Source organism: Pedobacter sp. 10L46_2, assembly GCF_056395165.1.
Window position 1 is genome coordinate 1 of record NZ_JBFTIZ010000284.1, and the last position, 5,461, is coordinate 5,461.

At 39.5% G+C, this 5,461-nt stretch carries 8 protein-coding genes; 5 read left to right on the forward strand and 3 right to left on the reverse strand.

Features of this window, described 5'->3' with window-relative positions; genetic code table 11:
* Together AC1DDX_RS22475 and AC1DDX_RS22480 are read left to right on the forward strand one after the other, a co-directional pair.
* The coding region (locus AC1DDX_RS22475; protein ID WP_477622629.1) for a GH92 family glycosyl hydrolase at positions 1-1,466 on the forward strand (1,466 nt) is incomplete at its 5' end.
* Positions 1,467-1,570: 104 nt separating this feature from the next.
* Complete coding sequence (locus AC1DDX_RS22480; protein WP_337714935.1) at positions 1,571-2,137, forward strand: dihydrofolate reductase family protein; 567 nt, start codon at positions 1,571-1,573, stop codon at positions 2,135-2,137.
* Positions 2,138-2,521: 384 nt separating this feature from the next.
* Here AC1DDX_RS22480 and AC1DDX_RS22485 read toward each other — a convergent pair whose 3' ends face one another.
* The gene (locus AC1DDX_RS22485) at positions 2,522-2,815 is read right to left on the reverse strand and encodes a hypothetical protein (protein WP_172663408.1); all 294 of its coding nucleotides are present in this window, start codon (positions 2,813-2,815) and stop codon (positions 2,522-2,524) included.
* Between the two features lie 155 nt (positions 2,816-2,970).
* On the opposite strand from AC1DDX_RS22485, the gene AC1DDX_RS22490 reads away from it, so the two are divergent.
* Positions 2,971-3,219: a hypothetical protein gene (locus tag AC1DDX_RS22490; protein ID WP_337714937.1), complete on the forward strand. Its 249-nt coding sequence runs from the start codon at positions 2,971-2,973 to the stop codon at positions 3,217-3,219.
* A 534-nt stretch (positions 3,220-3,753) separates the two neighbouring features.
* Here AC1DDX_RS22490 and AC1DDX_RS22495 read toward each other — a convergent pair.
* Both AC1DDX_RS22495 and AC1DDX_RS22500 read right to left on the reverse strand, forming a co-directional pair.
* Entirely contained in the window at positions 3,754-3,945 is a 192-nt protein-coding gene (locus AC1DDX_RS22495; protein ID WP_048905418.1) for a cold-shock protein, read from the reverse strand.
* A 138-nt stretch (positions 3,946-4,083) separates the two neighbouring features.
* A complete protein-coding gene (locus tag AC1DDX_RS22500) occupies positions 4,084-4,341 on the reverse strand; it encodes a hypothetical protein (RefSeq protein ID WP_337714938.1) in 258 nt (85 codons plus the stop codon).
* A 144-nt stretch (positions 4,342-4,485) separates the two neighbouring features.
* On the opposite strand from AC1DDX_RS22500, the gene AC1DDX_RS22505 reads away from it, so the two are divergent.
* Positions 4,486-4,656, forward strand: a complete 171-nt coding sequence (locus AC1DDX_RS22505; RefSeq protein ID WP_337714941.1) for a hypothetical protein — start codon at positions 4,486-4,488, stop codon at positions 4,654-4,656.
* 259 nt (positions 4,657-4,915) lie between these two features.
* A partial coding sequence (locus tag AC1DDX_RS22510; RefSeq protein WP_477622630.1) for a hypothetical protein occupies positions 4,916-5,461 on the forward strand: 546 nt, incomplete at its 3' end.

The window sequence follows — 5,461 nt, forward strand, 5'->3', positions numbered from 1 at the left end:
CTCCTCCTGTCAGTACCGCTAATGCCCTGTTGAATATTAAAGCCGAGATCCCCAAGTGGGACTTTAATAAGGTGATTCAGGATGCTGATCAAGCCTGGAACAAACAACTGGCTAAGATTGACATCAAAACGGATTCATTAACACAAATGAAGAAATTTTATACGGCATTTTACCACACCATGATCGCTCCTTCCATTTTCAATGATGTCAATGGAGAATATTGGGGAACGGACAAAAAGGTTCATAAAAATACTCGTTTTAATAACGTGACTACATTTTCGTTGTGGGATACCTACAGGGCAAACAATCCGCTGTTTACCATTATCCAGCCTAATCATGTCCATGACATGATCAATTCAATGCTGGCGATTTATCAGCAGCAGGGGACCCTGCCTGTTTGGCATCTCATGGCCAATGAAACCAACACAATGCCTGGAAACAGCGCACTGCCCGTTGTTGCCGATGCATTGCTAAAAGGTTACAAGGGTTTCGACACCAAGCTCGCTTACGAAGCCTTGAAAGCCACCGCTATGAACGATTCCCGGGGCCTCAAGTTTGTAAAAAGCCTCGGATATATTCCGGCCGACAGTGTTGCTGAATCAGTTTCAAAGGGACTGGAATACGCTATCGATGACTGGTGTGTCGCACAAGTAGCGAAAAAGATGGGCAAACAGGATGATTATACCTATTTTAGCAAACGAGCTGAAAACTATAAAAATTATTACGATCCGCAAACAGGTTTTATGCGTGGCCGCCTTTCGGCAAATCAGTGGCGTACTCCTTACAGCCCTTTCATTTCTATACATGAGCACGGTGATTTCAGCGAAGGTAACGGTTGGCAATATACCTTTATGGTGCCACATGATGTGGAGGGTTTAATTGAGCTATTGGGGGGTCAAGACAAGTTCAATAAAAAGCTTGATTCATTGTTCACTGCAGAAGGTGATATGGGTGAATCCAAATCGGCGGATATATCTGGTTTAATAGGCCAATATGCACATGGTAACGAGCCGGGACATTCCATGGCTTATTTATATGACTACTCGGGCAAGCCTTGGAAAACAGCCGAAAAGGTGCGGTTCATTTTAGATAATTTCTACACGGATAAAGTCGATGGCATTATTGGAAATGAAGATGTTGGTCAGATGTCAGCCTGGTACGTCTTATCGGCCTTAGGCTTTTTCCCGGTAAACCCGGCAAATGGCATGTACGTTTTTGGAAGTCCGACGATTAGCGAAGCTACACTGACGATAAACGGAAACAAAAAGTTCCACATAACTGTGAAAAACAACGGTCCGAAGAACAAGTATATCAATGCCATGAAACTTAATGGTGTTGACTTTACAAAAACGTACTTTAAACACACTGACATCATGAACGGTGGCGAACTGGAAATAACTATGGGTAGCAAACCGGGATCTGTTTGGGGCGTGGGGGATGCCAATAAAGCGGTATCTGTTTTATAGTCCTTGTGATCGGGATGAGCTGAGTCTAAAGCACGAATTTCACAAGCTGACTTGGTAGATATGACATAACTTTACCTTTATGATACCACGATAATAAAACCGCTATGAGAAAGATAATATTACTGATGCACGTTTCCCTTGATGGGTTTGTTGCAGGACCTAGCGGAGCGATGGACTGGATCCGTGTAAGCGAGGAAATGTTCGATACGGTTGGCAAACTTACCGACAATGCAGACGCTGCATTGTATGGCAGAAAGACTTACCAAATGATGGACAGTTACTGGCCAACAGCAGCAGATCAGCCCAATGCATCAAAACATGACATTGAGCACTCACAATGGTACAAAAAGGTTGAGAAATTGGTAATCTCGAATTCATTGAAAGATACCAATGCGGCTAATACCCGGTTTATCGGAAATGATGTCGCATCGGAAATCAAGCAGATCAAAGGGCAACCCGGAGGTACTATTCTAATGATAGGAAGCCCCTCTACTTATCATGAACTTGCAGCACATAATCTGGTTGATGAATTCTGGTTATTTTTAAATCCAATATTGATTGGAACCGGGATACCATTATTTAACAATATTAACCACAAAATTGATTTGAAGCTTTTACAAACAAATTCTTTGCCTTCAGGGGTCATCGGCCTGCACTACGAAAAGGTATAGTCATTAAACAGCGCCTGGCCAGCACTTTGGGGAGGCCTGTGGTCTCGAGGAAAATGTCGCGTATTCCGAAGGAAATCAAGGCTGGTTGACTGCAGACTTTTTACCTATGATCACCCTAAATCAACACAAATTTTTAATACGAAAAGGTATCGCGACCAACAATTTGGTGGTCAGCCATCTTCCACGAAAAGTGTAAAGCAGCAGAAACAATCCGATCTACGCCAATCCCAAAGTCGATTGTAAAAGAAACTACGACTAATCTAGCCTATCACTTTTTAAATTAAGGTAGGCATTGAACACTAACCAAACGGGAAGACTGATTTCCAACGAATCCAGGCAAGACCGTAAAGTCCAGCCTGAATAAACCAAAAAAAAGCAGTTAGATTAACCTGCCTTCAAGGTCAAAAATTCCATGAGATGCTGTTCCAGCAACTCGGTATTGTAAGTGCCATCTGTAGTATGGTCTATAATCTCAAGGTTATTGTCACCGACTGTAATCGTGTACGCATTTCCGTCAATAATTTCCGGGAAGCTAATATTCACAATATCAGCCACGTGGGCAAATTCCACAGCCAGGTTGCTACCAAGCTGCTCATTCACGTAAGCAGGAAATTCCGTTTTTAAAAGCTCAAATAAACTTTCAGGGCTTAAAGGTTGTACATTGTCAATTGCTATCATAGGTTTTCCTATAAGCTTCCAATAATGGTGCCCAGAAATCATAAACCCTCCATCAGTGACCAAAGGCAGATAATAGACAACGGCTTTCAAAAAGTGTACGATCTGGACTAACTATTTCAGCTGGCAGTTGTTTAACTTATAAACCATCACAGGTCATGCAGGAAGAAGAAGAAATATTTAACGTATCGGTAGCGATCAATACCGGTCTTGAACCCTTAACATTCACGATCACCATGTACTATCCGTCCTCTGACCCAAATCATGAAAGGAACTACCGTGTTGCTCGTGACAACGTAACACTAGGCGTCCTTCATCAAAGTGCAGATGATTGCTGGCATTTACTGGAAGGCAATCTGGAACAGGAAGAAATCCAAGCGATCGGACAGGCAATTGACGCACATTAAACCCATAAGCAGTCCCCACCTCCAGATGTTTCCTCATCATGATGTCCGTCTGCCCGTCAACTCCTATTTTTAAGGTATGTGTATCAAAAGCCACAAAACCATTTTTCTCGTAAAAGCCGATGGCCCGCGGATTCGTTTCTCAAAAGCGTAGCCAAACCGATAATTTCCCAAGACTGGAAGTAACTTCCAGCATTTGCTCATACAACATTTGACTTAATTTCTTTCCATGGTACGCATTCAGCATATAAATCCGTTCAATCTCCAACCTGAAATTCTCTTTTTACTTGGGTCAGGGCTTGTCTAATATCCTCAGCATCAAGTTCTATATACGTGATGATCTGTTCATTTGCTTTGCATAAACCATCATTTTACCCCAAAATATGCATGGATAAATAAAACGCCCCGGCATAATTTCAGCATACCTTAAGAACAATCCACCCGCCACCGTAGAAGAAATTGACCGAAAACGAAAATTCAGCCCAAAAAAAACACCCGCTAAAAGCAGGTGATTAATCAATTATGAAGGAAATCTAATTAGCTGATTTTAACATTAATTGCATTCAAGCCTTTTTTACCTTGCTCGATGTCATAGCTTACTGAATCATTCTCACGAATGTTGTCCATTAAACCAGAAGAATGAACAAAGATTTCGCTATCACCATTAGCTGGCACGATAAATCCAAAACCTTTTGTCTCATTGAAAAATTTTACTGTTCCTTGTTGCATTGTATTATATATTAATTGTATCCAAAGATACAAAAATAGTTGAAATATAAAATTTTATTTCGATATAAAAAAATAATTAGAATTATATTTCACGTTAAAATTATCTGTCAAAATATTTTTCCGAGATCAAAYTCATAGCTAAATCTCTAAATTCAGACGTTTAAAGACCTCTTTGGTAATCAGCCGTACATTCGCTGAGAGCTGCTCATAACTACAATGCCGCAGTCCCTGAGGGAAAGGCACACCACCCTCCCGCTTTACCAGATCCATAGTAATTACCGAATCAACAGAGACCTCATGGTCTGCAAGCAGGGAAGCGTAAAGCCTCCGGGCAAAAGCCTCATCATTACCAAGGTGAAAACAACCATAAGTTTCGATGCCTTTAAACGTTTTCATGTTCAGAGATATTTCATAACTCGTTTCCATAACAATAAACAAAAATGAAATAAAAGAGCCTCTTCCAATAATTTGATAATTTAAACCTATTATTTCTGAATTTGGTTAATTATAAAGTATTTTGGCTAGGCAAAATTAAATTGAATGAAACTGATTTTCCATTCTATAATTCTGCTTGGTTTGTTCTCGTCATGTAATACCCATTCTTATATCTATAGAAAACCGGTTATCGGATTGGTATATGATAAAATGCCTTTAGCTGATGCTTCAGTTGCTTATGATTCATCTGATGCATTAAGCCGCAAAATATTATAACCAATAATGAAGGACAGTTTATTTTACCGAAAATTGAAATAGACAACTATGCGGACTTTATTAATTCTGTAAAAGGGATAAATTCAGTAATACTCATAAAAAAGAAGGGATATGCGCTTAAAAAAATATGATACAAGTAAGGACACAATTAGGGTGGGAAAAATTCATTTAACAAGGAATTAAGGATGATTGATGATGATCACCGAACTTCGCTATTTAGACAGAACAGAGGATTAAATTAATATTTCAAGACAATAGCATGAAAACAACGAACATCTTATTTTCTCTGGCATTCCTGCTGTTTTCCTGTGGGGCAAAGCATGGTGATAAGCAACTTGATAAAACGAATACCACTGATTCTGTTAAACAAAATAAGATAAGTTCTAAGCCTCCTGAAATAAGTACGCTTGAAAAACTGGCCGATAATATGGTTGCTTCCAGAGAAAGTTATTTAAATAATGGAAATACGGAGGCGGAAAAAATATTCATTAAAGCACTTATAGAGACATTAAAGCAGCCTGCTAGCTTTTATGATGATTTTGTCAACCTAAGAAAATATGAGATTAACCTATTAAGTGCCAACGATCATAAACTTAGGGTATTTTATTGGCTTTCACCATATTCAGGTTCCATGTGGCACGTGCAGAATATTGTTCAGTACCAAGATGAAAATAAGGCAGTAACTGCGATTTCATTTAATGATCTCTATGAGGATAAAGCCGATGAAGGCAGCCCAACTCCTTTTTTTCAACATATATACACCTTAAATACTTCCCCTCAAAAAACATATCTGCTTACAGGTTAT

Coding starts and splice junctions, on each gene's coding strand:
- AC1DDX_RS22480 (WP_337714935.1), top strand. CDS start 1,571: ATGAGAAAGATAATATTACTGATGCACGTTTCCCTTGATGGGTTTGTT.
- AC1DDX_RS22505 (WP_337714941.1), top strand. CDS start 4,486: ATGAAACTGATTTTCCATTCTATAATTCTGCTTGGTTTGTTCTCGTCA.
- AC1DDX_RS22490 (WP_337714937.1), top strand. CDS start 2,971: ATGCAGGAAGAAGAAGAAATATTTAACGTATCGGTAGCGATCAATACC.
- AC1DDX_RS22500 (WP_337714938.1), bottom strand. CDS start 4,341: ATGAAAACGTTTAAAGGCATCGAAACTTATGGTTGTTTTCACCTTGGT.
- AC1DDX_RS22495 (WP_048905418.1), bottom strand. CDS start 3,945: ATGCAACAAGGAACAGTAAAATTTTTCAATGAGACAAAAGGTTTTGGA.
- AC1DDX_RS22485 (WP_172663408.1), bottom strand. CDS start 2,815: ATGATAGCAATTGACAATGTACAACCTTTAAGCCCTGAAAGTTTATTT.